The sequence below is a fragment of the Advenella sp. FME57 genome, assembly GCF_014897675.1.
In the GTDB taxonomy this organism is placed as follows: domain Bacteria; phylum Pseudomonadota; class Gammaproteobacteria; order Burkholderiales; family Burkholderiaceae_B; genus Advenella.
In genome coordinates this window covers 150,529-177,101 of record NZ_JABUXU010000003.1, presented here as the reverse complement: position 1 = coordinate 177,101, position 26,573 = coordinate 150,529, and the positions used below count along the sequence as shown (strand labels likewise).

Annotated in this window: 19 protein-coding genes; 4 read left to right on the top strand and 15 right to left on the bottom strand. The window is 57.5% G+C overall.

Annotation, left to right across the window (positions count from 1 at the left end; translation table 11 throughout):
- Positions 1–19: 19 nt before the first annotated feature.
- From pbpC to tkt, 5 genes are all read right to left on the bottom strand, one after another.
- Positions 20–2,245, bottom strand: a complete 2,226-nt coding sequence (gene pbpC / locus INT32_RS05465) for a penicillin-binding protein 1C (protein ID WP_370540182.1) — start codon at positions 2,243–2,245, stop codon at positions 20–22.
- On the bottom strand, positions 2,245–8,205 hold the full coding sequence (locus INT32_RS05460) for an alpha-2-macroglobulin (protein WP_193087720.1): 5,961 nt from the start codon (positions 8,203–8,205) through the stop codon (positions 2,245–2,247). Before INT32_RS05460 ends, pbpC begins: the two co-directional genes overlap by 1 nt.
- A 295-nt stretch (positions 8,206–8,500) precedes the next feature.
- A complete protein-coding gene (locus INT32_RS05455) occupies positions 8,501–9,697 on the bottom strand; it encodes a phosphoglycerate kinase (protein WP_193087719.1) in 1,197 nt (398 codons plus the stop codon).
- 90 nt (positions 9,698–9,787) lie between these two features.
- The gene (gene gap, locus INT32_RS05450) at positions 9,788–10,798 is read right to left on the bottom strand and encodes a type I glyceraldehyde-3-phosphate dehydrogenase (RefSeq protein ID WP_128395299.1); all 1,011 of its coding nucleotides are present in this window, start codon (positions 10,796–10,798) and stop codon (positions 9,788–9,790) included.
- Between the two features lie 16 nt (positions 10,799–10,814).
- The gene (tkt, locus tag INT32_RS05445) at positions 10,815–12,869 is read right to left on the bottom strand and encodes a transketolase (RefSeq protein WP_193087718.1); all 2,055 of its coding nucleotides are present in this window, start codon (positions 12,867–12,869) and stop codon (positions 10,815–10,817) included.
- A gap of 101 nt (positions 12,870–12,970) precedes the next feature.
- Here tkt and INT32_RS05440 point away from each other — a divergent pair, with 101 nt between their 5' ends.
- Positions 12,971–13,735 (top strand): 16S rRNA (uracil(1498)-N(3))-methyltransferase, encoded by a 765-nt coding sequence (locus INT32_RS05440; RefSeq protein ID WP_193087717.1) that lies wholly within the window; start codon positions 12,971–12,973, stop codon positions 13,733–13,735.
- Between the two features lie 41 nt (positions 13,736–13,776).
- Here INT32_RS05440 and INT32_RS05435 read toward each other — a convergent pair whose 3' ends face one another.
- The 4 genes from INT32_RS05435 to INT32_RS05420 all read right to left on the bottom strand — a co-directional run bounded on the left by INT32_RS05435 (position 13,777) and on the right by INT32_RS05420 (position 17,446).
- Entirely contained in the window at positions 13,777–14,238 is a 462-nt protein-coding gene (locus INT32_RS05435) for an NUDIX domain-containing protein (RefSeq protein WP_193087716.1), read from the bottom strand.
- 289 nt (positions 14,239–14,527) lie between these two features.
- Complete coding sequence (locus INT32_RS05430; protein WP_193087715.1) at positions 14,528–14,995, bottom strand: barstar family protein; 468 nt, start codon at positions 14,993–14,995, stop codon at positions 14,528–14,530.
- Positions 14,988–16,223, bottom strand: a complete 1,236-nt coding sequence (locus INT32_RS05425; RefSeq protein WP_226816549.1) for a patatin-like phospholipase family protein — start codon at positions 16,221–16,223, stop codon at positions 14,988–14,990. The genes INT32_RS05430 and INT32_RS05425 overlap by 8 nt, the downstream gene beginning before the upstream one ends.
- A 302-nt stretch (positions 16,224–16,525) precedes the next feature.
- Positions 16,526–17,446 carry a hypothetical protein gene (locus tag INT32_RS05420; RefSeq protein ID WP_193087714.1) on the bottom strand — a complete coding sequence of 307 codons (921 nt, stop codon included), beginning with the start codon at positions 17,444–17,446 and terminating at the stop codon, positions 16,526–16,528.
- A gap of 143 nt (positions 17,447–17,589) precedes the next feature.
- Here INT32_RS05420 and INT32_RS05415 point away from each other — a divergent pair, with 143 nt between their 5' ends.
- Positions 17,590–18,744 carry a pyridoxal phosphate-dependent aminotransferase gene (locus INT32_RS05415; RefSeq protein WP_193087713.1) on the top strand — a complete coding sequence of 385 codons (1,155 nt, stop codon included), beginning with the start codon at positions 17,590–17,592 and terminating at the stop codon, positions 18,742–18,744.
- Positions 18,745–18,801: 57 nt separating this feature from the next.
- Here the strand turns inward: INT32_RS05415 and INT32_RS05410 are convergent, their stop codons facing one another.
- On the bottom strand, positions 18,802–19,677 hold the full coding sequence (locus tag INT32_RS05410; protein ID WP_193087712.1) for a lytic transglycosylase domain-containing protein: 876 nt from the start codon (positions 19,675–19,677) through the stop codon (positions 18,802–18,804).
- A 141-nt stretch (positions 19,678–19,818) separates the two neighbouring features.
- Here INT32_RS05410 and ubiD point away from each other — a divergent pair, with 141 nt between their 5' ends.
- The gene (gene ubiD, locus INT32_RS05405) at positions 19,819–21,369 is read left to right on the top strand and encodes a 4-hydroxy-3-polyprenylbenzoate decarboxylase (RefSeq protein WP_193087711.1); all 1,551 of its coding nucleotides are present in this window, start codon (positions 19,819–19,821) and stop codon (positions 21,367–21,369) included.
- Here ubiD and INT32_RS05400 read toward each other — a convergent pair.
- The 5 genes from INT32_RS05400 to dacB all read right to left on the bottom strand — a co-directional run bounded on the left by INT32_RS05400 (position 21,326) and on the right by dacB (position 25,175).
- Positions 21,326–21,775, bottom strand: a complete 450-nt coding sequence (locus INT32_RS05400) for a hypothetical protein (RefSeq protein ID WP_193087710.1) — start codon at positions 21,773–21,775, stop codon at positions 21,326–21,328. The two genes, ubiD and INT32_RS05400, sit on opposite strands and share 44 nt — an antisense overlap.
- On the bottom strand, positions 21,768–22,178 hold the full coding sequence (locus tag INT32_RS05395) for a phage holin family protein (RefSeq protein WP_193087709.1): 411 nt from the start codon (positions 22,176–22,178) through the stop codon (positions 21,768–21,770). The genes INT32_RS05400 and INT32_RS05395 overlap by 8 nt, the downstream gene beginning before the upstream one ends.
- Positions 22,179–22,190: 12 nt before the next feature.
- On the bottom strand, positions 22,191–22,508 hold the full coding sequence (locus INT32_RS05390; RefSeq protein WP_193087708.1) for a YqjD family protein: 318 nt from the start codon (positions 22,506–22,508) through the stop codon (positions 22,191–22,193).
- Between the two features lie 291 nt (positions 22,509–22,799).
- Positions 22,800–23,435: a uracil phosphoribosyltransferase gene (gene upp, locus INT32_RS05385; RefSeq protein ID WP_193087707.1), complete on the bottom strand. Its 636-nt coding sequence runs from the start codon at positions 23,433–23,435 to the stop codon at positions 22,800–22,802.
- A gap of 18 nt (positions 23,436–23,453) precedes the next feature.
- A complete protein-coding gene (dacB, locus tag INT32_RS05380; protein ID WP_193087706.1) occupies positions 23,454–25,175 on the bottom strand; it encodes a D-alanyl-D-alanine carboxypeptidase/D-alanyl-D-alanine-endopeptidase in 1,722 nt (573 codons plus the stop codon).
- Between the two features lie 315 nt (positions 25,176–25,490).
- Here dacB and queA point away from each other — a divergent pair, with 315 nt between their 5' ends.
- Positions 25,491–26,549 (top strand): tRNA preQ1(34) S-adenosylmethionine ribosyltransferase-isomerase QueA, encoded by a 1,059-nt coding sequence (gene queA, locus INT32_RS05375; protein ID WP_193087818.1) that lies wholly within the window; start codon positions 25,491–25,493, stop codon positions 26,547–26,549.
- The last annotated feature ends 24 nt before the right edge of the window (positions 26,550–26,573 follow it).

Sequence of the window (26,573 nt, the reverse complement as noted above, 5' to 3'; positions counted from 1 at the left end):
TAGCCATGCACCATGCCGATCAAGGCTGCTGACCCAGTTGCGGCCGCAACTGCGCGCCGCGTATGTTGACGCGCACCCGGTCATGAGTCTGGTCAGCATTGTCGCGCGCCTCAATCAGGTGGCTGCCCGGTACGGGATACCAGGCAAAGGGATTGGCCTCGCCCAGAAAACGACCGTCCACGTACCAGCGCACGGTTACGTGCCTGCCACCGGCCGGTGTCGTGGTCAACAGCTGCATGCGTTGGTTGTCCGCCGGGATATCGGGATCAAGAGCGATGATCGTACCGTCGGCCGGCGTGCGAATGACCATGCGCCCGGAAGCCGGTGCCGCGGCCGAAGACGCCAGCGCGATGCGCGACATCTCGGTGCCCGGCAGAAAATATTCGGCCCGGGCTGCTTCCAGATTATTTTCAAAAGTAATGTCGCGTGCGCTCAACCCGGCGGGCCGGGTTGGTTGCATACTGGCATGATCCCGATGCAGATACCGCATAATGTCATGCCACGCAGGCCCCGCGCCGGTAACACCACTGACCTGGCGCATGCTGGCGCCGGTACTGTTGCCCACCCAAACGCCCACGGTATATTTGTCAGACCAGCCTACGGTCCAGTTATCGCGCATATCCTTGCTGGTGCCGGTTTTGACGGCGGTCCAGAAAGGAGTGGACAAGGCACTGTCCAGGCCAAAGGTGCGCGCCCGTGCCTGCCTGTCCGACAGGATATCGCCCACCAGCCAGGCAGTCTCTTGACTCATGACCCGATTGGCCGACGGCGCCGCACCAACACCCCAGTTCACGTCGCTGTACATGCCCTGATTGGCAAGCGCCCGATACGCATTGGTCAGCGACAGCAGCGTCACATCGGCGCTACCCAATGCAAGACTGTAGCCGTAATAATCGCCCGTCTGCGCCAGCGGCAAGCCAAGCTGGCGCAGACGCTGGTGAAAGACATCAGGCGTTACCATGACCAGCAGGCGTACCGCCGGGATGTTCAGTGATGAAGCCAGGGCCGTACGGGCACTGACCCAGCCGCCGAACTGCTTGTCATAGTTTTGCGGCACATACAACCCATTGCCGGTAGGCAGGTTGACCGCGCTGTCGTCCAGCAGCGAGGCCGCCGTAATCCTGCGCTGCTCCAACGCCTGAGCGTACAGAAAGGGTTTAAGCGTGGAGCCAGCCTGCCGCAGGGCAGCTGCGTTATCAACGTAGCGGGCCGTTGCCAGATCACCGGAGGAGCCCACGTAAGCCAGAATACGACCGGTACGGTTATCCAGCACGACCGCTGCCGCGTCATTGGCATGACTATGGCGAATCTCATGGACCACGCGATTGACAATGGTCTGCACGGTGCGCTGCAGCCGGCCATCGATCGTGGTGGCTAGATGCGCCTGCTGCGGCATTCCCAATGCCAGCCGGCGTCGGGCAAAATGAGAAGCAGCAAAAGGATCATCCTGCAAGGCGGTGGCGGTATGGCTCAATTGATAGTCGGTCATGCCTGCAAGATGTTCACAATATTGCGCTTGTGATTGCGCCTTCAGAATGCCGCAAGCCCGGCGCGCAATAACGGCTGGCGCAGCATTGGGTGAGCGCAGCATGGCAGCGAGAATCGCGGCTTCACGACTGTCCAGTCCGACAGGATATTTGCCGAAAAGACTGCGGGCCGCAGCAGTCACCCCGGACAACTCGCCGCGCCAGGGAACCAGGTTGAGGTAGGCTTCAAGAATGTGCGATTTGCTCCAATGCAATTCAATGGCCAGTGCCTGAATCATCTGCCTGGCTTTCTGTGCCAGCGTACGCCTGCCGTTGCGCCCATCGCGCTCGTCCAGCATGCCGGCCAGTTGCATCGTAAGCGTCGAGCTGCCGCGCACACTGCGCCCGGTGACCCGGTCACGCACCGCTGCGCCCAGCGCAAGTATATCGACACCGGCATGGCTGTAAAAACGCCGGTCTTCGGACTGCAGCACAGCGCTGACCAGGGCAACAGAGATCTCGCCCAGCGGCGTCCAGTTGTCACGCCGTTCATGATAGTCGTTGCGGACCCGCTCGAGCACCGCACCATCGCGATCAAGCAAGGTGATATAGGACGCACGGTACCCGCTGCGCACTTCGTCGTACCCAGGTACCGGCAGGCGGGCGATATAGACAGCCAGCCCGACAATAACCACGACCAGCAGTGCAACCAGGCACAGGCCCAGCAGTCTGAATGGGCGGCCCCGGCGCTCTGCCGCTTCTCCGACTGCCCGTGCCATCATGGGGTTGTCGCAGCCGAAGCGTTGGCCCCTTGTGCTGGTGCAGGCTGTTGTGTTGAAACCGCCATCGGCTCGCCGGCGGATTCAACAATCGTGAACCCACCGGTGTTGGGCAATTCGCCGTAAACCTGCGGCGCATACATGGCCTGGACCCGCGTGGCCGGCAAACTATAGCTGCCAGGCGTATTGAGCCTCACCGTGTACTCCAGCGACGTCTTGCCCGCCGGCAACCACGCATAATAGGCACGATACAGTTCGCTTTTGCGTTCGGCAAAGCTGGGCGACATGCCATTGTCGTCCTGCTTCTCACCCTGGGTTGCCACGGCCGAATCCCGGCCCAGGCCGCCACCCAGAACCGTCGCACCGGCCGGCACCGGATCACTGAGCACCACCCAGTTCATCGCGGTCTTGGCAGTGATATCCAGATGGACACGGTAGATGTCGCCCACTGACCATTTGCCGTTTACCGCCTGTGAGACCGGAACAATATTGCGACTGAGCGTATAGCCCGCGTAGATTGGTTTGCTTACCGGCACTGCCGCCTGGGCCGCCATGGATGCCCAGACGCGCCCGGTTCCCTGCAGCGATAGCGACAGTTGCTGGGGATCATTGTTTTTCCACGGCACCAAGATTTTTTGGGTCGGCAGCAGCCCTTCCCACTGCTGGTCTGCGGATGCAGTGGAGGCACCGGCAGATTGCAGCGACATGGACAGCGTTCCCTTGACCGGCGTTTTTTCAAAGGTCGCGGAAAAGGCGCGAACCGCCAGGGTACCCCAGACATTCGCCGTCGTCGTAGACCAGGCGCCGCGCTGCTGCTGACCAAGCAGGCCAGTCAACAGTACAGGGATATCCTTCTCCCAGGCCTTGTTGTTCATGACCGCAACAAGCAGTTTGGCTGTCACCGTGGCGCGATTGCTCATCATCCACCAAGGATAGGCATCATCATCGTCTGCGAGCACCAGGCTGGTGCCTTGCCGGCTCATGCGCGACAGCAGGGCCGAACGCAGCGTGGACAGCGTTTTGGCCTGATCTGGCAAGTTCTTGACGCGCGACACAATGCTAAGCCAGTCTACCAGTGCAGCCGTACTCATGCGCTCCCGATCAAACTCAACGGTGGACAGCAGGCGGGGGGTAACCATACCGGCACGTGACAAGGCCTCCAGCACCATCAGCCTGCGTTCCCCGTTATCCTGTTTGGGCTGCCATGCAGTCGAACGGATTTTGCCGTTTACATAGGCCATCAGGCCTTCCAGCATTTTTTCACGATACGCTTTCGGAATCGCGTAAGGCTGGTCACCGCGACTGGCCTCCTGGGATACGGCAAGCAAATGAGCGGTAAGCACTTCATCGCCTGCCAGGCCAGGGAAGTACGCCACCAGCCCATGATCATCCATGTATACGGGCAACCGGTTCATCAGTGCCGACCAGCGCTGCGGATTGTCAATACCGATGGCAATCGAAGACAGTTGCTCCAGGCAGGTAAACTGATAGTCGGTAAACCAGCGGCGCACCGGCTCCAGCCCTTTTGCCAGGGACGTGGACAATTGCACCTGTACCCCGCCCAGCGGCACACCATCGGCCCCGTTGATCGCGCCTGTTGGCGGCTGCACCGGTAACCCCTCGATGGGTTCCTTTGCGCGCACCGATTGCAATGTCGCCTGTCGCACCGTGACCGGTACGGTAGGAATCAGCAGTTGCGATACTTCGACACTGTCCGCCGCAGCGGTATGCGCCGGTGTGCTGCCAGTCGGCTCCTCCTGTTCCCGGGCATCGAAACGCCACTTGAGGGTCTGCGACGAAGGCCCCGGCGGCAGGGTACGCATGTTCATATCCCAGGCGACCTTCTGCGACGACTGTGCCGCAATGGACACGGTTTGCCGCTTGAGCGTTACCGGCGCGAGCGCCGGACCACTGACGCGCGCGTCCACCTGTACAGTCATGGCACGATCGGTCGCATTGCGCAGCGTGACCGCCGCAGTGTAATGATCATCACTGCGGGCAACCAGCGGCAAACCGGAGATGACCTGCAAATCCTGCGTGGTCACGATATGGGCACTTCCCTGACCAAACCGGTCCGCACCCAGTTCGGCAATGGCTGCCAGCCGAAAACCCGAAATCGCATCATTCAGGCCGAGCGCAACGGTGGCCTGACCCTGCGCGTCCAGCACAATATCCGGCTTCCAGAATACCAGGCTGTCCAGCAATTCGCGCGTAGGGGCACCACCGTTGCCACCGCCACCGCCCGGCGGCAGGGCCTTGCGACCATAGTGACGCCGTCCCACCACTTCCATCTGGGCAGTGGATGTTTCGACCCCATAGGCGCGCTCACCCATCATGGCTTTGACAATATTCCAGGTATCATTGGGCGCCAGTTCAAGCAAGGCTTCGTCCACCACCGCCAATGCAACACTGGCATTGGCAGCCGGGCTGCCATCTGGCAAGGTGCCCCGGATCGTGGCGGTCGCCTGGTCGCGAACCTGATAGCGCGACTTGTCTGTGGTGACACTAATATTCAATGCATTTTTATCACTGCGCACACGAATCGCCGTCAACCCATAGCGATACGCCGGCTTGGCCAGATCAATTAATGCGCTAGGCAACGCAGAGGCCGATTCTCCCCAACTGAGATCCGGATTCTGCGCCGAGTCGCGAATTCGACCTCGCAGCGCCAGTACCGAAACATAGACGTTCGGCCCCCACTCAGGCTTGATCTGAACAGTGAAAGTGGGATTGGTGCCCGACAGGGCTACTTGCCTGGTTTCCAGGACCCCTTCCCGTTCAATGGCAACCAGCGCGTTGGCCTGGCGAAATGGCATGCGCACCTGGAACTGTGCAGTCTCGCCGGGTTGATATTCCTTCTTGTCGGCAATTATGTCGATGCGGTCATTGTTCTCGCCCGAGAACCACATCTCGCCTGCACCGACCACATAGACGCTGGACTCGGCCTGGGCACGGCGACCTGCGCTATCGGTAACCTCGGCAATCAGGCTGACCCGCCCCTGCTCTTTCAGGCTGATATCGCAAGCGAATTTGCCGTCAGCGCCGCTGGTGCCGGTGCATACGGTGCCCAGATCTTTGGCGACGCGATGGGTGTCATAACTGTAAAACCCGCCGACCAGACGCTTGCGGACAGTCTGATAGGTATAGCTGACGGCACGTACCTTGACCGGGGCCGTTGCCGCCGGCCTACCCTGCGTGTCCAGTGCAATAACCGATATCGCCGCAGCCTTTTCCTGCTGCACCAGGTAGCCACTTCGAATGCCCGCCACATAGGCGGCGGGCCACACGGCCACAGTACGGCTCAGCGTCTGCACCTGGCCGTTAGGATCCATGAAGCTGCCTTCAAAGGTGATGTTGCGCGCTCTGTCCGATGCGGGCAAGGCATCCAGCGCCAGCGTGCCGTGCCCCTGGGCATCAAGCGTCATCTTCTGCTTGTTCACGATAATGCGGCTGGTGTCGCTATCGTCTGCACCCTCCTCTTGCTTACTATCGGCGTCGGCCGCGGTTTGTTGCGGCGGATCGAAAGAATAATCGTCATAGTCGCGAAATGACACGGTGCGATCGCGTGACAGTGCAGAAATGTCTACAGGTAGCCGTCCGGCAGCACCGCCAGACAAGTATCGCATTTGCATATCCAGTCGGACTGCCTTGGGTGCGATCAGCGGCCCTTTGTCACCCGTAGCATCAGTGATCGACAGTTGCCCTGCCAGCAAAGGCAGCTTGAAGTCCTCGACACGAAACTGACCGGTTTCGTACGCCTGACCATCGGGGTCCAGCACAATTCGGTATTGTCCGCGCTTGATATCCTCGGGAATTTTCCAGTCCGATGCACTGAACACGCCGCCGCCCGCTGTTTGTTGCCAGTTGACGGGGAACTTGTATTTGTCTTGCCCGCCCACCAGTTCAATGCTCATCTGTGCCGGCAGCGCATTGATGTCAGGCAGCGCAAACCCATCGCGTGTCAGCGTGCGCAGCAGATGCTTCATGGACGCCGTTTCGCCAGCACGGAACAGGCTGCGGTCCAGGATAGTGTGGGCACGCACAGTAGGCTGCGCAGAACTGTCGGTTGGCACATTGAAGCGCCAGGACTCAATGCCATTGTCCCATGAGGTAAACGCAAACGAATAATCGCCTACGCCAGCGGCCTGCGGATGATCGGGGCCAATGCGCGCCGAGACAAAAAGGCCGGACAACTCCGTAGCGTTGCAATAATCTTCGCCTTTGACCGCCTTGCGATAATGCCAGATGCCATCGCTGCCCGTCTGGCCAGTCAGTAGCGTTTTACCGGAACAATCAAGTACATTGACCTGTGCATGCGCAACCGGCTTGGCGTCATCCAGCGTGGTCACCCACACCAGCAGATCGTCCCGGCCTTTTTTGACATGCACGGCCATGTTGGTCACCAGCACCGAACTGCGTACATACATGGGATTTTTATTGGCAAGCAGCGCCTGACCCAGGCTGGCGGACTTGGCTTCCAGCACATGAAAGCCTGGCTGCTGCAATGGCACGCCCAGTACTTCAAAATCGCGGCTCTTGCCCGCCGTTTTCACCTCTGGCAGCGTGATGGTGGTTGCATTCGGGTTTTCGGCCAGCATGGAAATGGATCGGGTGTCTATATAAACGGGTTTTTTTTCCGTCTGACTGTCAGGCTGATCGTTCATCACGGCACGAATATTTTTTGCCGTCATCGACGTTTCCTCCAGGCGGCGCACACGTGCAAATGCCCTGAGTACGTCGGCATCCTCTTGAGGAACATAATCGCTAATGGTGCCCGGAGACAGGCTCTGGTCTTTGATGGCCAGGTGGTTCTCTACATACCGGACAGTCAGCGGTACATGCCAAGGTGCCCTGCCGTCGGCGGTATCTGCCTTGCGCTCGATAATGCCGAAGGTAGAGGAAGCGAACTTGAGCATGGGAGAATAGGATGCCATGCGAACCTTCATGGGGAACTGGCCGGCATTGCTCAGGGCGCGTCCCGACTCGTCTTTCAGCCCTGCACGCACATTGAGCGTCAGCGTCTCGTGCTCGGCAAACGGGCCTGGAAATTTCACGCTGCTTATCGTACTGTCGCTGTCATCGATGTCTGACGGATACGGTTTGCCATTTGCGCCGACAAGCGAAATGCCTTGTATGTCCGCCCGGGAAATTGATTCACTGAGCGTCAGATATACCGGCCTGGCCGGCGAGCAATCGGCGTTCTGGTTTTCGCGCGAGCAGGAAAAGCCGGCGGCAAAGTCCTTGCGCACCTCGAATTCGAAACCATAGGGTTTGCTCATGGATATGCCGCCCAGGCTGGTAACCGCCTGTCCGATGACCAGTCTGCCTTTGGCTGCTGCTGGCAGACGGCGCGCGCACTGAACAAACGCAATGTTCTGGGCCTCATCTGCCAGATAGGGCCTGGCCTGGCTGATGATTATGTTCTTATCCTGCTCGGACAGCACTTTGACCGGAATTTGCTCCCCCAGGCCCTGCACCACGCAGCTTGCGTGCGCCTGCAAACTGCTGGCCTGCACCGGCAGGTTGAACTTGACCGTAAAAGCCTGATCTTCATCGATTTTGCCCGAGGGGCCAACTGATGTGACAGCCAGCCGACCGGTATCAAACTGATATTGTTTTTTGCCTTGTACCGGCTTGCCGGTAGTATCGCGAAAGGCCGTATCCGGAGTAATCGTGCATTGCACGCCTGCTGGCAGCTTTTGTTCAAATTCATAAGACCAGTGCGCGCCATCGGACCACTTGCCATGCCCCTTTATCTGGCTCCCCTTGCAACTGACCGAGACCGGTGGCGGCAAATCGTTGCGCCCCAGCGGAATGACGTTAGTGCTGAACACGATATCAATGGCGGCGACCTTGCTTTGGCTACCCGTGGGTGACACCGAAGTAATATTGGCGGCGCCTGCAGTGCCGATAATTCCGGACAGAACCAGTGCGGCTCCGGCAACAAAGATGCGTTTCATAGTTACCGCCTTCCCAAAAATAATCAGGGCCACACGCCGAACCGGTGGCTGCCTGAAATCATAACAGAAGTCCGTGTGGTTCAGCTATCGGCCAGAAGGGGACCATAGCGGGATAAATGCCCGTGGCTGGATCTTGCTGCAGAGTGAGCAATATCGCAATATCGATATCGCCCATGAAAAAAGCCACCGACACAGTCGCTGGCCTTTTGTCTGTTATTGCTGTTGTCTTGTGATGCTGATGCTAATGCGTAATGCTGATACCACAATGCAGCATCACGCGGGACCAGCCGCAGGCTTATGATTTGTTGCGTTGCTCGAGAATCTCTACCGCAGGCAACACCTTGCCTTCAAGAAACTCCAGGAACGCGCCGCCGCCGGTAGAGATATAGCCTACCTGGTCGGTGATGCCGAACTTGGAAATGGCTGCCAGTGTATCGCCGCCACCGGCAATGGAAAAGCCGTCAGATGCGGCAATGGCTTCGGCCACCTTGCGGGTGCCGTTGGCAAAAGCGTCAAATTCAAAAACGCCTACCGGGCCGTTCCATACGATCGTACCGGCATTTTTCAGAATGCCGGTCAGCTCGTCGGCTGTATTGTCGCCAATGTCGAAAATCATATCGTCATCGGCCACCGCATCGGCCGATTTGGCTTCACCCTTGGCCTGGGCGGAAAACTCCTTGCCGCAGACAACGTCTGTCGGAATAGGAACACTGGCGCCACGTTTGGCCATCATATCGATCACGATTTTGGCCTGATCGATCTGATCGGGTTCGGCCAGTGATTTGCCGATTTTCTTGCCGCTGGCAAGCATAAAGGTATTGGCAATGCCGCCACCGACAACCAGCTGGTCGACCTTGTCGGCCAGCGACTGCAGGATAGACAGCTTGGTCGAGACTTTGGAACCACCGACAATAGCCACCAGCGGCCGCTTGGGATTCTGCAACGCTTTACCCAGGGCCTCCAGTTCGGCTTCGAGCAGAGGACCGGCGCAGGCAATAGGTGCAAATTTGGCAATACCATGCGTGGTGGCCTCGGCGCGATGGGCCGTGCCGAATGCGTCATTGGCATAGACATCGCAAAGCGCAGCCAATTTTCGGGCCAACGCTTCATCGTTTTTCTTCTCGCCTTTATTGACGCGGCAGTTTTCCAGCAACACGACCTGGCCAGGCGCCACGCTGACGCCTTCGACCCAGTCCTGGATCAAATGCACGGGCTTGCCCAGCAATTCGCTCAGGCGCTTGGCTACCGGGGCAAGCGAGTCCTGGGACGTCAACGTGCCCTCTGTCGGGCGGCCCAGATGCGATGTCACCATGACGGCAGCGCCTGCTTCCAGCGCCATCTGGATGGCCGGCACGGAGGCGCGAATACGGGTGTCTTCAGTGATACTGCCGTCGTCGGCCAGTGGCACGTTCAAATCGGAACGGATGAAAACACGTTTATCTTTGAGCTGGCCATTCTTTGCCAGGGCGGAAAGCGTTTGTACATTCGCCATCTTGTCACTCCTTGGTGTTATTGTGAAAAACGGCACTGCCCGCCGAAGCGCGCAATGCCGTTTGCAATGTCCTTGACAGACACCAACCGATTACTTGGCAGACATCAGGGCTACCGTGGTATCGAGCATACGATTGGAGAAACCCCACTCGTTGTCGTACCAGGACGCCACTTTGACCAGTTTTCCAGATACTTTGGTTTGCGTAGCATCGAACGTGCTGGATGCCGGATTGTGGTTGAAGTCCACTGACACCAGCGGGGCTTCGTTGTAATCCAGGATACCTTTGAGCGAACCTTCCGACGCTTTTTTCAGAATGGCATTTACCTCTTCGACCGTCGTGTCGCGTTTGGACACGAAAGACAGATCGACAAGAGATACGTTGATCGTCGGAACGCGGACCGAATAGCCATCCAGCTTGCCGTTCAGTTCGGGCAAGACCAGACCGACAGCAGCAGCCGCACCGGTTTTGGTAGGAATCATGCTCATGGTGGCTGAACGGGCGCGACGCAGGTCTTCATGATAAACGTCAGTCAACACCTGGTCATTGGTGTAGGCGTGGATGGTTGTCATCAGGCCGTTTTCCACACCCAGCGCTTCATGCAGCGGTTGCACCAGCGGAACCAGGCAGTTGGTGGTGCATGAGGCATTGGAAATGACGGTGTCGCTTGCTTTGAGCACTTGGTGGTTGACGCCGTAAACAATAGTGGCGTCTACGTCTTTGCCGCCCGGGGCGGAAATAATGACCTTCTTGGCACCGCCTTTGAGGTGGGCGCTGGCTTTTTCCTTGGAAGTAAAAAAGCCTGTGCATTCCATGACTACGTCAACGTTCAGCTCGCCCCATGGCAGTTCTGCCGGATTGCGGTTGGCCAGGACACGGATCTTGTCGCCATTGATTACCATGTAATCACCATCGACGGCGACAGTACCAGGGAAGCGGCCATGCGCAGTGTCATACTGAGTCAGGTGGGCATTGGTCTTTGGATCGCCCAGATCATTGATCGCGACGATTTCAATATCATGCTTTTTGCCACCTTCATAGTGAGCGCGCAGTACATTACGGCCGATGCGGCCGTAGCCGTTAATTGCAACACGAATGGTCATTACATTCTCTCCTGTTTTATAAAACCTGTTTAACCCTGTTCGCCACGTTCTCCGCGGTAAACCCGAAATGCTTGAACAGTACGCCGGCAGGCGCCGATTCACCGTAGGTATCCAGACCGACGGCCACGCCGTTGCGGCCGATATATTTGTACCAGCCCGAGGTGACCCCCGCCTCGACAGAGACGGCAGGCAAGGCCCGCGGGATCACGCTGTCGCGCCATTGGGCGCTCTGGCGATCAAATACAGACGTGCTGGGCATGGATACGACACGGACGGGAATATTTTCCTGCGCAAGCAATGCCTGGGCTTCAAGCGCCAGGCCTACTTCGGAACCGGTAGCAATGATAACGGCTTGTGCCCCTTGAGCGTCACGCAAGACGTAACCACCTTTTTCTATTTGTTCGACGGTGGCGTCATCGCGTTCAACAAAAGGCAGGTTCTGGCGCGATAAAAGCAAGGCACTGGGGCCACCCTCTTGCACCTGCATGCCGACGCTGACAGGACGCGATACGGCAGACTTCCAGGCGATGGCTGTTTCAGTCGTGTCGCAAGGACGCCAGACATCAAGATTGGGGATCAGGCGCAGGCTGGCGGCATGCTCCACCGACTGGTGCGTGGGTCCATCTTCGCCCAGACCAATGGAGTCGTGCGTAAAAATATGGATAACGCGCTGCTTCATCAGCGCGGCCATGCGGATGGCGTTGCGTGAATAATCTGAAAAAGTGAGGAACGTGCCGCCAAAAGGCAGGTAACCGCCATGCAGGGCAATACCATTCATAATGGCTGCCATGCCGAACTCGCGCACGCCATAATTGATATGACGACCGAAGCTCAGATGGCCGTCTGTACCGCAACGCACTGCGCCGGCGCCTTTCCAGTCGGTAAAGACCGACCCGGTCAGGTCTGCCGAGCCGCCCAGCATTTCAGGCAGCATATCGACCAGCGCCGTAATGGCAAACTGCGATGCCTTGCGCGATGCGACGGTTTCAGCCTTGCTGACGGTTTGCTGCAGAAATGCCGCGAATTTTTCGGCGAAGCCTTCAGGCATCTGGCCATTCATCCGGCGGGTAAATTCCTGGGCTTGCTGTGGGTAGTCTATGCTATAGAGCGCAAACTGTTTTTTCCAGTCACGCTGGATCTGATCGCCACGCTCGCGCTGGTTCCAGCCGGCATATACGTCTTCGGAGATTTCAAAGGGCGGCAGCGTCCAGCCAATGGCTTCGCGCGTGGCGGCAATTTCCGCCGCGCCCAATGGTGCGCCATGAACCTTGTCGCTACCCTGTAGATTGGGTGCGCCCTTGCCGATCGTCGTCTTGCAGATAATGATCGTCGGACCGGAAGAGCCACGCTGCGCCTGCTGTTTGGCTTTGGCGATGGCGTGGTCGACGGCAACGACATCGTGACCATCGACGCCACGAATCACATTCCAGCCGTAACCTTCAAAGCGCTTGCCGGTATCATCGGCAAACCAGGGTTCAACCTTGCCGTCGATAGAGATACCATTATCATCATACAGAACGATGAGTTTGGACAGTTTCAGGGTCCCGGCCAGCGAGCACACCTCGTGGGAAATGCCTTCCATCAGGCATCCATCGCCAACGAAGGCATAGGTGTAGTGGTCGACGATTTTGTGTTCGGGTTTGTTGAACTCTGCTGCCAGCAATTGGTCGGCCAGTGCGAAACCAACCGCATTTGACAGCCCCTGACCCAGCGGGCCGGTTGTGGTTTCCACGCCGGCAGTGATGCCCACTTCGGGGTGCCCCGGTGTTTTGGAATGCAATTGGCGGAATTGGCGCAGCTCTTCAATAGGCAAATCATAGCCGGTTAAATGCAGCAACGCGTACAGCAGCATGGAGCCGTGGCCGTTGGATAGAACAAAACGGTCCCGGTCAGCCCAGGCCGGATCTGCAGGATTGTGACGCAAGTGGCGCGTCCACAGCGCTTCGGCAATCTCAGCCATGCCCATGGGCGCGCCGGGATGGCCGGAATTGGCCTGTTGCACGGCATCCATGGCCAGCGCGCGGATTGCATTGGAAAGGTGGGAATTCGATGTGGCGGCCGTGGTGGTCATGCGGATCCTGTAGAAATCACGGTTTAGTTACGATTAGCCAGCGATTTTAACACTCCATGTTTTGTCCGTGACGCTCTCGTTAAATAAAGTAAAATTTAGCCATGCATACCCCACCCCGCTTCTATTGTCCGATACCGCTGCTGGCGCACACCCGCGTTGCCCTGCCCGATGCCGCTGCGCATCACGCTTCCCGCGCCTTGCGACTGCGCGAAGGCGACGCGATTGTGCTCTTCAATGGCGACGGCACCCAATTTCCGGCACAGTTGCGCTTTGAACAGGGACGAGCCATGGCTGACCTTGGCCCGCAACAGCATACCCGTACCGAGCTGCCAGGCAGAATTGGCCTGGTGCAAGGACTGCCATCGGGCGACAAGATGGACTGGATTATCGAAAAGGCAGCCGAACTGGGCGTATCCGATGTGTTTCCGGTCAGCGCAGAACGCAGTATTGTGCAACTGTCCGGCAACCGGTTGGAAAAACGTCAGCTGCACTGGCAACGCATTGCCGAATCGGCCAGCGAGCAATCGGGTCGCAACTGTATTGTGCAGGTCCATCCGCTGCAGACACTGAACGCGTATCTGCAACAAGCCAGCGGGGCGCGGGGATATCTGTGTCATCCCGAGGGCGAGCGCTCGCTTTTGCAGGCACTTGCAACGCTGTCGCAGACCTCTTCAACGGCGACCCCGCCAGCACCGCTCTCGTTTCGCCTGCTGATCGGACCGGAGGGAGGATGGTCGCCGCAGGAACTTCGCAAGGTGCAGGCGGCCGGCATTGAGACCGTCACTTTCGGCGCACGAATTTTAAGAACGGAAACCGCCGGCCTTGCCATGACCGCTGCAGCCATCGCCACGCTTGGCTGGCTGTAGGAAAACTGCCCAACTGGCGGCAAAAAGGGTTGGTTAGCGATTTAAGCAGGCGGATTCGCTCGGCAATGGCGAAACAGCACTTCCCTGGGATAAGGTAAAGCGAGCGTGGGCATCTGCGATCTTGAAAAGTAGCGTAATTTCCCATTTTGCTCGTCCTGTGCCCTCAGTTGGCCTTCGGTCACGCAATTGAACACAATGACGGTGTACTCCACTTCATCGCCATTAGGGTAAATATAACGAAACGCCTTGCCGCCGAACACGTCCAGAAGCTGCGAGCAAAGCAGCTCAAGGCCTGTATCCTGCCTGACCTGCCTGGCCAGTGCTTGCTGTGGCGTCTCTGCCAGTTCGATGACACCTGCCGGCAGATTCCATCCTTGAGCGCCGTCTTTTTCCTGCAACAGAATCTGGTCATTCGCGTTAAGGATGACGGCAGCAACAGAAGGCAGCTGGATCAGTTCATTGCCGATTTTTGCCCGCAGATTCCATAAATAATCAGATAGCATAGGTACCCCTCCCTTTATATGATCAGGAACCGGCGCGCGTGGCGTGCAGTGGCTGATGCCACCGAAGCCGGCGCCGCAATACTAAAAAGACATGCCGGTGACGGTACATATTGTGTTGCGATATTTAATAGCGCTATCTGTTAATAGCGCTATCTGGCTGCTGTAATCAAGTGCTCCAATCGTTTTCAGTAATCGATCGCAGCATTCGGTCGCTCTATGTCGGTTGGTTTGTTCGGCTGTGACCCTCTTCACTTGAAACGCATTGTCGCTGCCGCGTAAAGGGCAGACATCAATCGCTTTGCGCGTATGGCCTGGGGGCACGCCCGGGCTCGGCCGCTTCGTGCTTGCCTGCGTGTTCTACCATGTAGGAAAAGACGCGCCCATTATCGTCGCCATATTCCACGGTATCGTTAAGCACACCCTTGAGCGCATCGATATGTTCAAGAAGTGAATCGTCTTCGGAATGCAGGCGACGTAATGCGAGCACCATTCCGCCTTTCTGCTCAAGCAGCGTCTCGCCCAGGCAATCGAGCAAAGCATCCATATTGCTGCCAAAAAACACCGGATAGTCTACCGCCTTGGCAATGGCACGCAGCACGGCCGAGCAACTGCGCGCCTTGTCGCAATCGGCCTCGAAATAGGCCAGACCTGCTTTTTCAGCATGCGCTTTGAGTTCATTTAGACCAATCGTTTTTTCTTTTATGGCGCCACCCGTTTCCAGGATAGCTTTCAGTGCGGTACCTGTTTTTTTATTCATTGACCTCTCCATAAAAAAACGCTTTGATTTCTTCCTGACGTGCCATCACGTCATTAAAGGCCAGTTCGATCAGCTCACCCGTAAAGGCTGATTCAAAGAGCAGGAACGAAGCAAGCAATCCGCCAGACTCTTTTTCGGGTCGTCCCGAAACGCCCAATACCCGCAAAAAGGCCCGAACCGACTTAGGCATGAAATTTAAATGCTTCAGGGCAATTTCGTCAATAGATTTACTCGGACTAATCGTTAAAACATCAATTTTTTTCACACCTGTATTTAACTGTACACTAGGTGGTACAGATTCGAGCAGTGTATTGATGCGACTGATGCGTTCCAGATCGATGGATAGACCATCAATGAAGATGTCCGACAAGGCGTGGCCGCCAATTTGCGCCAGCGTTGGATATTGGTCGCTTTGATGCACCGAATCTTCTTCTGTCGGCGTATCGCCATGGGCGTTGGTGCTGATGACCAATACCCGGTCAGCCCCCAGATGGATGGCCGGGCTGATGGGAGCCAACTGGCGCATGGACCCGTCACCACACCACTCTCCTTTTTCTCCCAGTGCCAGGTGGGCTGCCGGAAACACGAATGGGATGGCGCTGGACGCCATCAGATGATCAATTGTGATGGGTTCTGCAATGGCATAGCGGCGACGCCCCTCCCAGGCATCAAGCGGGCCGCTGGACTGGTAGAACGTCAGATGATTACCACTGGTATAGCTGGATGCCGTAATGGCCAACCCATGCAAATGACCCGTGTGCAGGTTGCGCTGTAAATTGGGAAAATCAATACTGCCGCACAGCAATTTGGCCAGCGGACGATTATCCAGCAGCGACTTGGGCGCATTATCGCGGAGCCCCTGCAGCGCCCAGCCGAACATCAGCATGCCCAGCCAGCGCATGCCGTTACCGAACACCCCCATCGGGTCAGAACGATAGACATCGGCTGTATGCAGGCTGCGCCAGATTTTTTCAAGCCGCTTGAGCGCAGCGTGTGGGTGTGCGGCACGACAGGCATAGGCGGTGGCATTGATGGCCCCGGCTGACGAGCCGCATACGATCGGAAATGGGTTTCTGAAGTGCGCAGACTTGTTGGGATCGAGAATCGCCAAAATAGCCTGTAACGCCCCTACCTGATAGGCTGCCCGCGCCCCGCCCCCGGTCAGGACCAGGGCCGTTTGGGGACCGGAGGTAGTATCCATAATGCGCGACAGGGACGGATCGTTCATTGGCATTTGCCCTTATTGCAAGCTCCCTTTTCATGATACTCATGGGCCTTGGCACGGAAATTTTGATCCATTCTAATTCCTGAGAAATGTGGCGTTTCATGGCAAATGTGGCGTTTCATGGCAAATGTGGCGTTTCATGGCAAGTGTGACGCAAGGCGCGCACCGGGCTGCCAGTTCAGAGCGGTCTGACAGCTATCATACGAAAATTCATCCAGAAATGCATCCGGTAATTCCGACACAGGTTTATCCCCTATTGCCACTGCCAGCCCGGTTTGCGTCACCCTGGTGGTGCCTTGCGACGATCATCGCCCAGCACTGCCCGGCAGCAATTCATCGGGATAGACAAACAGTCCGCCCGGATCAAACAGGGCTTTGATATTGCCCTCAATATGATGATGCACCCCGGCAACAAAGTCACGATCGGCGTCGCTGAGCACGGCATCGGTCACAATGGCGTTGTACCGCATGCGGCGGATCACCAGTTCCTGGCACCAGACGAGTGTTCCGCCATGACCCAGAAAGAGCTGGGCCAGATTGATATCGCCCAGCTGGGGCTTGAGCGCATCCAGCCTGTAGGCCAGCGGCCAGCGGGGCATATCGGCGCAACGGGCGATATCGGGATCGGACAACTGTTCGAACAGGGCCGGAATCAGCCGTTGCAGCGCAGGCAGGCGCAGCGGCGACTCGTCATTCACACCAAAACCGCCCAGCACGGCAGTCTGGCCGTCGGCAAACAGGGCATGCACCCGCTCCAGCCCGGAACTGGCGGTGCAGCCGGGCCTGCAGTCGTGCCACTGCGGCATGGCCAGCCATTGCACCAAGGTCAGTTCAGGGGGCACATGTGAGAATTGTTCATAGCCCAGCGCTTGCATATGTGCGACTGCTGTGCCCGGCAATGCCAGGCAGGCGTGTTCGCCCAGCGCTTCGGTGCCATGCAGCCGCGAACCGGTGCCGACTATCAGGCAGGAACGGCCAATGATAGTAGCCGCCGTCGCTGTGCCTTCCTGCACCATCGCCACGTCGTACTCCTGGCAAAGCTGCCTGAGCGAAGGCAGATCGCCCAAGTCTTGTAACACGATGCGCGCGCAATAGTATCCGTCCGTCTCCTGCTCGTCGGTGAGGGGCGCTTCCAGTGCCCGCTGTACCCGACGGCAGAAGGCCGGCCACGGCCCTTCCTGAGGGCGTTTACTAAGGGTAAGAAAGCGACGACGATTCACATGCATGATCAATTGCAAAAGCCTTTGTTGCAACAGCGGTAAAACAGTCCGGCAAAGGGACGGATAACGTGCCGGCAGGCGTTTACCGTTACAATGGGCGCTCACCACACGTATTCATTCTGATCTATTTTACCTTGCGCAGTTTCACCATGACCCGTTTTGCCCACCGAATCGACCAGGCCCTTACTTTTCACGCAATCGAGGTCACCAAGGCCGCCCAGCAACTGCGTGAACAGGGCCGGGATATTATCAGCCTTGGTATCGGGGAACCCGATTTTACTGCGCCCCCTATCGTGGTCGATACGCTGGCCAGAGCGGCGCAGGCGGGCTTGAGCGGCTACAGTCCGGCACTGGGCATCATGCCGCTGCGCTCGGCCATTGCCGATTATTACAAAAGTCATTGGGGCGCGGAAGTGGACCCGGAGCGGATCATCATTACCGCAGGCGCTTCCGGCGCGTTGTCGCTGGCCTGCATGACGCTGCTCAATCCCGGTGACGAGATTCTGATGCCGGATCCGGCCTATCCGGCCAATTCGAATTTCATCCTGTGCTCCGGGGCCACACCTCGGCTGGTGCCCTGCACGGCGCAAGAACGCTTCCAGTTGTCAGCGGACAAGATTGCCGCCCATTGGACCGATAAGACGCGCGGCGTGCTCATTGCCTCGCCCAGCAATCCGACCGGCACGTCCATCGAACGCGAGGAACTGGTCCGGATCATCCAGACCGTCAAGGAGCGTGGCGGCGTGGTCATCATGGACGAAATCTATCTTGGCCTGTGCTATGACCGCGTGCCGCGATCTGCGCTGACACTGGATCCGGAAATTGTCGTCATCAACAGTTTTTCCAAATACTTCAATATGACCGGCTGGCGGCTGGGCTGGATGGTCGTGCCCGAAGCCATGGTCAGCCCGGTCGAAAAACTAGCCGCAAGCCTGAGCATCTGCCCGCCCACGCTTGCCCAGCACGCGGCCATTTCATGTTTTACGGAAGAGGCTTTGGCCATTTACGAGCACCGGCGCCTGGCCTTCATGGAACGGCGTGATTTTCTGTTGCCCGAGTTCGAAAAACTCGGCATCCATGTGCCGGTCAAGCCTGATGGCGCATTTTATATTTATGCCGACATCAGTCAGCACGGTATGAGCAGCCATCAATTCGCCCACAAACTGTTGCACGAAGCCGGCATTGCGGTTGTTCCAGGGCTCGATTTTGGCCCTGCCTATGCGAAGAAAATGATCCGCGTCTCATACGCCACCGCACTGGACAGGCTGCGCGAAGCCATCGAGCGGCTGCAAAAGATCCTGTAGCACCCTGGGAAGATACGCCGGCCGGTTGTGCCGGCGCCCTATCCCCCCGGACCCTGTCTATTGATATTTGCCTAGGTTACGCTTGAGCGCAATGCCCGATTCCAGCGCGATCCGACGCCGCTCGGCCTGCACCTTAGCAGCATAACCGCCATCATTGGGGCCGATGGCGCCCACATAGCATCCCAGCCCCCGATCCACGGAACCGCGGCGTGCAATGCAATCGTGAAGAATTTTCGCACCCACCTGAATGTTGGCCACGGGATTGAGGGCAGACAATATACCGCCGTGAAACACATCGAATTTCTCGGCATGCACCTTGGGCATGACCTGCATCAGCCCCTGTGCGCCCACATGGCTTTCTGCGAACGGATTGTAGCGTGACTCTATCGCGATGACGCCAAGCATCAGAATCGGATCCAGCTGCTGCTTTTCGGCGACCGAATAGACCACGCGGATCAGCGCGCCGGTCACATTACGGGCAATTCTGAATTTGCGCGCGACATACTCGCGCAACGCCAGCGCCTGGCTGTTGCTTAGGCCGGGAACGGTGAACTGGCTGTTCGAAATACCAAGATTGGCAAAAAAACCCTCGTCCGTGTAATCGAGCTCTCTGGTCAGCGCCGCGTTATGCTGCTGCTCTGGCGATGGTGCCGGCGGCGGCACCAAATCGCCTGTGCGCACATGCGGCGAATTGAAAATGGTGAGCAGGTCCTTGTCAGACATGACCGTGCTGTCGGGCATCAGGGCATTCAACGATGCCTGGTGAATCACGCGGATTTGGTCGCGGATGGCCGGCAAAAGCGCAGCCGCCAGCACAGCAACAAGCACGGCGATCCCCAGATAGGAGACCATCAGATGGACAATATCGAGCGCAGTCCGATAAACGGAGCCAAAATAGCGGGAAGCAACAGAACGGGTTGTCGCAGAATTCATGTATGACAAAGACCGGATCACCCCACGCAAGGGTCCGGAGAGATTTGAGGAAATTTACTATACCCCAGTTTTGGCTGGCCCGCATCCTCCCCTGCCTTTCTCCTATAATGCACTATCTGAGTCATCAATAGGCTGTCTATCGTGAAATATGCGGATCTGCGGGATTTTCTCAAGCAACTGGAAAAGCGGGATAATCTTAAATCCATTCAAGTGCCGGTACAAACCCGGTTGGAAATGACCGAAATCAGTGACCGGGTGCTGCGCGCCGGCGGCCCGGCCCTGCGTTTCGAACAGCCCGTACACCAGGGACGCAAATCGGACATCCCGGTGCTAACCAATCTGTTTGGCACCCCCGAACGTGTGGCCTGGGGCATGGGCGCCGAATCGGTCAGCGCCTTGCGCGATACGGGTACACTGCTGGCCAGCCTGCGCGAGCCCGAAGCGCCAAAAGGCCTCCGCGAAGCGATCGGCACCGTGTCCATGCTCAAGTCGGCACTGTGGGACATGGCGCCGAAAATGCAACGCCATGCAGCGTGTCAGGAAATTATCTGGGAAAAAGACGAGGTTGACTTATCACGCCTGCCGATTCAGCTGTGCTGGCCCGGCGATATCGCCCCGCTGATCACCTGGGGGCTGGTGGTGACCCGTGGGCCAAAGGCGAAACGCCAGAACCTGGGGATTTACCGGCAGCAGGTCATCGGCAGAAACAAGGTTATCATGCGCTGGTTGTCCCACCGTGGCGGCGCGCTGGATTTTCGTGACCACGCGCTTGCCCACCCCGACCAGCCCTTCCCCATGTCAGTGGCACTGGGCGCGGACCCGGCCACCATTCTGGGAGCGGTCACTCCAGTGCCCGACAGCCTGTCCGAATACCAGTTCGCAGGCCTGCTGCGCGGCTCGCGAACCGAACTAGTCAAATCGATCGGCAACACCCTGTCTGTACCCGCTTCTGCGGAAATCGTGCTTGAAGGTCATATTCTGCCGGCCAGCCATCCCGATGCCATTGCTCCCGACCCTGCGACCGGCATCACAGCCCCGCGCGGCAACGGTTTCGAGATGGCGCTCGAAGGCCCTTATGGTGACCATACGGGCTATTACAATGAGCAGGACTGGTTTCCGGTATTCACCATTGATCGCATCACCATGCGCAATAAGCCGATCTACCATAGCACTTACACCGGCAAGCCGCCAGACGAACCTGCCGTACTGGGCGTGGCGCTCAATGAAGTGTTCGTGCCGCTGCTGCAGAAACAGCTACCGGAGATTGTTGATTTTTATCTGCCGCCTGAAGGCTGCAGCTACCGCCTGGCAGTCGTGTCGATCCGCAAGCAATACGCCGGCCATGCCAAGCGTGTCATGTTTGGGGTATGGAGTATCCTGCGCCAGTTCATGTATACCAAATTCATTGTCGTTGTCGATGACGATATAAACGCGCGCGACTGGAAGGAAGTGATCTGGGCGATGACCACGCGCATGGACCCGGTGCGTGATACGGTACTGGTGGAAAATACACCAATCGACTATCTGGACTTTGCCTCACCCGAGTCCGGGCTGGGTGGAAAAATGGGCATGGACGCCACCAACAAATGGCCGGGCGAAACGCATCGCGAATGGGGAACGCCCATTGCCATGGATCAGGACGTCAGACTCAGGGTCGATGCTCTGTGGCAGGATCTTGGTCTTGATACGTAAATGTACCATGATCGACCGGGAGATCCTGCTCAGACTTACTGCGAGACGGTGCCTGGCGCCGTGACGTCTGCTTCGACTGGAATTTGTTATAGACAAACCATGAGGTCGCGGCCAGGGCGATCGGCTTGATCAGCGCCGAACGGGACTTGGCGGCACGCAGCAAAAAGCGCGCGATGGTCAGGCTGACCAGCGGATTTTTTTCGATCAGTGAAAAAAAGCCGCTGCGCCTGCGCGTAAAGCTCATCAGCGTTTCGCCGCCCGCATCCAGCAGGGCCGTTTTGATGGCGTCCGGAGAGAGCGAATGACCAAGCACACTCACATCCTGTCGCAATTGTTCGCGCTCGGCCAGGACCCGGGCGGTCAGCAAGGCCTTGCGTAAAGGCTTTTTCAGTACTGGCTCATTCATCGCCGACTCCTTTGGTAGCGGCAGCAGATGCCGGCTCACTACGCCCGCGCAGGGCCTGCGCATCATCCCGCAAGGCATCGATGGTTGCCGCGAAAGGCGTCGCCGCCAGCCCCAGATGCTTTTTCATCAAAAGCAAACAGCCCAGACCGATTAAGGCATAGACCAGCACCAGGACTGCCAGGGCGATGTAACGGTACTCCGTGCCCCAGAACAACAGCCCGACCAGCACAGCGACAACAGTGAGTGCCAAGTGCAAAAACAGCAAGCCAACAGCGCCGAATAAAAGAACCGACAAAAGCCGGTCCTTTTCTTCCGTCAGTTCCAGAGACAGCAGTTCAAGGCGCGTTTTGACCAGCGAGGTAAAACCGCCGCTGACGGCACGCAGATTCTGTTTGACTGACATCGTTGGTTCGCGTTACTTGCGACCGATGATGACACCCAGCAGGATTCCTGCCAGCGCAGCAAAACCGACCGTACGCCATGGATTATCATGCACATAGTCGTCTGTCACCTTGACTGCCTGCTTGCTTTGTTCTACCGCGCGTTCCTGCACATCCTTGAATGAACCGGTCGCTTTGTTCAGAGCGTTCACAGCACGATCTCGCAACTCGCTGGCTTTGTCGCCGCCGATTTCGGAGGCTTCCTTGAGCATACCTTCTGCTTCCGCAATACTGGCCCGCAGATTGTTCAACAGCTGTTCCTGAGATTGTTCGAGACTTGATTTACTAGCCATGTGACTCTCCTGCAATGATTATCTAAAATTGCCGGCAAGCGGAACACCCGCTTAGTCCGGGTCCTGCTTTCTTGTTTCTTATATTAAGCCATTGTTGAGAATTTCAAGTTCATCATAGCGCATTCCAGGCACTTATCGACCAGACTTTAAGATTGTTTTCATTTACACAGGTCCTGACATCCGTCGCGAGCCCTGAAAAAAGCATGTATTTTATATTTTCATATTTAAAAACAATAACTTGCCTTATACGGCACGGCATATACGACGCAACACTCTGACAAAATTGGTAGCCTATTCTTTCTGTCTTGTTCCGAATATGCGATCACCGGCATCGCCCAGTCCGGGAATGATATAGCCGTCCCGGTTCAGTCGCTCATCAATGGATGCCGTGTAAATTTTGACTTCGGGATGCGCGTTCAGCACCCGCTCAATGCCTTCGGGTGCGGCAACCAGAACCAGCGCCTTGATTTCCCGGCAACCGGCTTGCTTGAGCATGGTGATGGTCGCTTCCATGGAGCCACCGGTCGCCAGCATCGGATCAATGATAAGCGCCAGACGCTGATCCAGATCGCCAACCAGTTTCTGCAAATAGGTGGCCGCTTCCAGCGTTTCTTCGTTACGTGCAATGCCCACGGCACTGACCTTGGCGCCGGGAATCAGGGACAAGACGCCATCGAGCATGCCGATGCCGGCACGCAAAATCGGCACGACAGTCACTTTCTTTCCGGCGATTTTTTTGACTGTGACGTTGCCGCACCAGCCTTCAATGACGGCATCTTCCAAGGGAAAGTCCTTGGACGCTTCGTAGGTCAGCAACGCCCCGATTTCCTGGGCCAGTTCCCGAAAACTCTTGGTGCTCAGATCGGCCCGCCGCATGATGCCCAGCTTGTGCTGGATCAGGGGATGGCTGATTTCGTGAACGGACATGTTTTTTTCTCCGAAAAATTATTGTGCAATGAGCCACTGGACAAGGCCGTCGACAAAGGATTTGGTTTTAAGGGCGGCAACATCATTGACCAGGCTGACCAGGATATAGGTTTTGCCGCTAGCCGCAGTGACATAACCTGACAATGCACTGGCATTGCCCAGCGTCCCTGTCTTGAAGTATCCCCGGCCCTTTGCCGCCTGATCCGTCAGGCGGCGACGCATAGTACCATCGACACCCGAGACTGACAATGAATCGATGAATACGTCCCGCAAGCGCGAAGCCCAGATGGTATCGAGCATCTGGGCCTGCCCTCCGGCAGTGATGCGTCCTGCGCGGGACAGCCCAGAGCCATTGACGACGGTGTACGCGCCAATATTAACACCTTGTTTGCGCAGCGTATCCAGAACCGCCTGGCTGCCTTTTTCGAAGGTCGCCGGCGCGCCGTACAGCTCCTGCCCCAGGGTCAGCAGCAGTGTTTTGGCCATCACATTATTACTGTATTTGTTGATCGTTTGTATCACCTGCCCCAGCGAAGGTGACGTGCGGGTCTCCAGCGGCACGGCGCGCTGCGGCACCAGGCCGTCGCGTATCACGCCTGAAATAGTCCCGCCCTCGGCCGTCCATAGCCGCTCAAAAATACTAGAAAACATATAGGTTTGCGATCCGACAAGCCGGTAAATGGAAAACTCCCCACAGGCCGCAGACAGTTTTCCCTTGAGCTGCAAGGCGGGGCCACTGTCGGTCTGCACCGTGCCGGTCAGCTCCGAGCCGGTTCGCGACTTGACGCAGGCACCCGTGGTCAACCCCAGGTGACCCGCTACGGGCGGATTGTGTATATCCGGTTCAAACGATACCTCCCAGTTGCCGGACTGCCGATCCGGCTTCAAATTGAGCATGATCGCGCCAAGATTGACCATCATGGCATCCGGGTTGGCGTTATAGGGGCGCTCCGGCGAGCCGTCAAAATCGCCGGGATCCGTAAAAATAGGCGCAAACAGTGAGCGGTCCACAATCACATCCGACAAATGACGCAAACCCTTGGCCTGAATGGCACGAATCATCTGCCGCAGATTATGATAATTGAGCGCCGGATCACCACCCCCCTTGATATACAGCGGCGTGCGCATGGCCTGCGATACGTCAAAGCGCGCCCTGCGATCAATATAAAAACGGGTCTTCCAGGTGTACTGACTGCCCAGCCGATTGAGCGCTGCCCAGGTAGTGAGCATTTTCATGACTGAAGCCGGATTACGTGGCGTACTTGGATTGATTGCCAGAATGACAGGGCCGCCAGCCTCCTTGATCAGCAGCGACAGCGACGATAACGGTACGCCGGTTTTGTCCCAGCGCGCTCGTATGGTGTCGGGCAGATGATCGGCCGATTTGATCGACGCAATGGGAAATCCATAGACATTCAACAGGTCGCCTGCGTCAGCTTCGCTTTGGGCTGCGGCTGCCGCAGCCAGACCGGTTGCCCCTTTCTTCTTTACACCCAGGCCGCTCTTTTTCACGGGCGGCACGATTTTCACATCAAGGGCGCCCGGCCGATTGAACTCAAACGTCGCACCGGGTGCAACCCGAATGGTTGCAGTCTTTCCCTTTTTATCGGACGAGGCCTTCTTTTTTGTCTGCGGCTTGCTGCCTGCGCCGCTGTCGCGCGCGCAAGCGGGGGTCGCCAGCGCCAGGCTAAGCAGGAGCAGACAAGCCACCATGGACAGTCGTCCTGCTACAGGGCGCATCACCACATTTGCTATTGGCATACAGAAGCGTCAGAAGCACAAGCCGAATGCCACGCTTGCCCAATCGTCGCTGCGCAGGAAACGGCGCCCACCACAGAACGCGGCTTCGGATAAGAAGGCTTGGGGTGAATCATTGTAATCTGGCTCTCCTGTTGCAGTCCGGAACGAAAAAGACACTTTATAATGGTTAATTACGACAAACCGGTTAAAACCGGCGAAATTCGTCCGCCAACCTTCCCGATATTGCGAGCCCAGATACGTGCAGCTGCGCGCATCAATGCCTTCGATACCCTGCTTTCCGTTGCTTTTATATTCATGTTACCCATAGATCCCTCGCTGAGTATTGCCGACTTCGACTACGAACTTCCCGAAGACCTGATCGCCCAGACCCCGCCTGCCACCAGAACCGACAGCCGCCTGTTGCGCGTGCAAAACAATGGCGCACTGCAGGACCTGAACTTTAGCGCTTTGCCCGACCTGCTGTTGCCGGGAGACCTGCTGATCTTCAATGACACCAAGGTGATCAAGGCAAGACTATACGGCCAAAAGGACAGCGGCGGGCGCGTGGAAGCGCTGATTGAACGCATTATCGAACCCACCCGCGCCCTGGCGCATGTTCGTGCCAGCAAATCACCGCGCCCCGGCACCACGCTGGTTTTTGATGGCGCCGTTACCTGTACAGTCGTGGCGCGGCATGACGATCTTTTCCAATTGCAGTTCGATACCGATATTCTGCCCGTGCTGGACAAACACGGCAACCTTCCATTGCCTCCGTATATCAAACACAGCGCCGACCAGCAGGATGAAACCCGTTACCAGACTGTCTACGCCCGCCACCCCGGCGCCGTCGCCGCACCCACTGCCGGTTTGCATTTTGATGCAACGCTGCTGCAGCGACTGCAAGACAAAGGAATAAACACGGCCTGGGTCACATTGCACGTGGGCGCCGGCACATTCCAGCCGGTGCGGGTAGAAAAAATCAGTGAGCATATTATGCACGCAGAATGGTATACCGTACCGGAAACGACCGTAGCCGCCATTGCTGCGGCCCGCGAGCGTGGCGGACGGGTTATTGCCGTTGGTACCACGAGCGTGCGGGCACTGGAATCGGCTGCGCAGCAAGGCGGCACACTGGACAACCTGCGCTGCCCCGTCGCCCACAGCGCCGATACGCAGCTATTTATCACGCCAGGCTACACGTTTCGCGTGATCGACGGACTGATCACCAATTTTCATTTGCCCCAGTCAACGCTACTGATGCTGGTCTCCGCCCTGACAGGTCGCGAGCGCATGCAGCAGGCCTATCGCCATGCCATCGAACAGCGCTACCGATTCTTCAGTTATGGGGACGCCATGTTTATTGCACCCGCCTAATCCGACCCGGCACTGCCCAAAGCA

Coding starts and splice junctions, on each gene's coding strand:
- gap (WP_128395299.1), bottom strand. CDS start 10,798: ATGACCATTCGTGTTGCAATTAACGGCTACGGCCGCATCGGCCGTAAT.
- INT32_RS05395 (WP_193087709.1), bottom strand. CDS start 22,178: ATGTCAGTCAAACAGAATCTGCGTGCCGTCAGCGGCGGTTTTACCTCG.
- INT32_RS05435 (WP_193087716.1), bottom strand. CDS start 14,238: ATGCTATCTGATTATTTATGGAATCTGCGGGCAAAAATCGGCAATGAA.
- queA (WP_193087818.1), top strand. CDS start 25,491: ATGTTACCCATAGATCCCTCGCTGAGTATTGCCGACTTCGACTACGAA.
- INT32_RS05455 (WP_193087719.1), bottom strand. CDS start 9,697: ATGGCGAATGTACAAACGCTTTCCGCCCTGGCAAAGAATGGCCAGCTC.
- INT32_RS05390 (WP_193087708.1), bottom strand. CDS start 22,508: ATGGCTAGTAAATCAAGTCTCGAACAATCTCAGGAACAGCTGTTGAAC.
- INT32_RS05410 (WP_193087712.1), bottom strand. CDS start 19,677: ATGAATTCTGCGACAACCCGTTCTGTTGCTTCCCGCTATTTTGGCTCC.
- upp (WP_193087707.1), bottom strand. CDS start 23,435: ATGTCCGTTCACGAAATCAGCCATCCCCTGATCCAGCACAAGCTGGGC.
- INT32_RS05440 (WP_193087717.1), top strand. CDS start 12,971: ATGCATACCCCACCCCGCTTCTATTGTCCGATACCGCTGCTGGCGCAC.
- INT32_RS05425 (WP_226816549.1), bottom strand. CDS start 16,223: ATGAACGATCCGTCCCTGTCGCGCATTATGGATACTACCTCCGGTCCC.
- dacB (WP_193087706.1), bottom strand. CDS start 25,175: ATGCGCCCTGTAGCAGGACGACTGTCCATGGTGGCTTGTCTGCTCCTG.
- INT32_RS05415 (WP_193087713.1), top strand. CDS start 17,590: ATGACCCGTTTTGCCCACCGAATCGACCAGGCCCTTACTTTTCACGCA.
- INT32_RS05460 (WP_193087720.1), bottom strand. CDS start 8,205: ATGAAACGCATCTTTGTTGCCGGAGCCGCACTGGTTCTGTCCGGAATT.
- INT32_RS05400 (WP_193087710.1), bottom strand. CDS start 21,775: ATGAATGAGCCAGTACTGAAAAAGCCTTTACGCAAGGCCTTGCTGACC.
- INT32_RS05420 (WP_193087714.1), bottom strand. CDS start 17,446: ATGCATGTGAATCGTCGTCGCTTTCTTACCCTTAGTAAACGCCCTCAG.
- tkt (WP_193087718.1), bottom strand. CDS start 12,869: ATGACCACCACGGCCGCCACATCGAATTCCCACCTTTCCAATGCAATC.
- INT32_RS05430 (WP_193087715.1), bottom strand. CDS start 14,995: ATGAATAAAAAAACAGGTACCGCACTGAAAGCTATCCTGGAAACGGGT.
- pbpC (WP_370540182.1), bottom strand. CDS start 2,245: ATGGCACGGGCAGTCGGAGAAGCGGCAGAGCGCCGGGGCCGCCCATTC.